Annotated in this window: 1 protein-coding gene; it reads left to right on the top strand. The window is 39.9% G+C overall.

The genetic code is table 11. From position 1 onward, the window contains the following. Positions 1-79: 79 nt before the first annotated feature. Positions 80-1,336, top strand: a 1,257-nt coding sequence (locus ACFQ2O_RS21660) for a hypothetical protein (protein WP_377532997.1), incomplete at its 3' end; no start/stop codon positions are given.

The following is a 1,336-nucleotide window of genomic DNA, read 5'->3' as shown; positions in this document are numbered from 1 at the left end:
CGTATAAAAACACCAGTTGTTTGTTTATTATTAAACAGTTTATATATTTGTACAATAATCAACACAAAACTTATTAGTTATGGAAAACTTTCTAAAAGAACCTATCAAAGTAAATTTCAACGAACTGTACCTTGACCCAAACAACCCTCGCTTAGCCAGTGAAAACGCTCCTGGATATGACGACGCTGAAAAGTTATTTGATCCGGACCTACAAAGTGAGGCTGAACATACTCTTTTAGAAATTTATAACCCTGATGACCTGATTAGATCTATTACAACACAAGGCTGGATGCCTATAGATAATATTGTGGTGTGGTCTCATCCGGACAAGCCCCACTTTCATGTAGTAGTAGAAGGCAACACTAGAACTTTGGCACTCCGAAAAATCAGGAACGGCATACTAACTGAAGCTAGAGATAAGCTCAAGAAGATGGAGGACCGTCCTAAAAAGTTTGCTTCTTCGGATATCGAGGAGCAAGCAAAATATGTAGCTGGTTTAGAACGTCTGTTACGAGACACAGAAATTATCACAGTTGTACCTCTCAATGCTGATAGTGTAGAGGAACTGGAACGAAAACTACCTAGGGTATTAGCGGTACGCCACATACAGGGATCTAAAGCATGGGGAGGCTATGCGGAGGATATATGGGTGTATGAGCGTTATAAACATCTTTTTGAGTCAAAATTCCCAGGTGAGCCTATTGGATGGGAAAAGGGTCTCATTCAAGTTGTGGCAAATGAATCATCTTCTAAGTGGACTACAACCAAAAAGAAGATGATGGCTGCTAGGTCTTTTAGCCAGTTCACCATGAACTATGAAGAACACCTACCTGAAGGTGAAGCGCTCAAGCCTAATGATTATTATTTATTCGAAATCATTGCTAAAAACAACTGGTTAAGTGAACAGTTCGGCCTAACGGAAAACGAACTTCATTTATCTCCTGAGGGAGAGAAAGCTTTATTTGAGTGGGTATTTAAAAAACCACGAACAGGAAAGGGTGACACGAATGAAAATATTATATACCGACATGAAAACATCCGGGATTGGGCTAGTATGCGAAGATATGACCTCGACCACGGCACTAATTTTTCCCACAGGTTAGATGTATTAAGCCCGGAGACGGCCCCCACTTATAAAAGCATTGAAGCTGCTTGGCTAGCACATAAGGCAAGGAAGCAACCCCAAGAAGTAATTGACGAACTAATTCAAAAGTTATCAAAAATTGATACGACTACACTCTTTAATAGTGGAGAGGCTTTGAAAGATCAATTAAAGAGAATCCGCACCCTTACAGACCAGTGCATTAAGGCGATTGAAGCAAACGAAATTAATAAA

The sequence above is a fragment of the Pontibacter rugosus genome, assembly GCF_042678745.1.
Taxonomy (GTDB): Bacteria; Bacteroidota; Bacteroidia; order Cytophagales; family Hymenobacteraceae; genus Pontibacter; species Pontibacter rugosus.
This window is presented reverse-complemented; position numbering and strand designations above follow the sequence as displayed.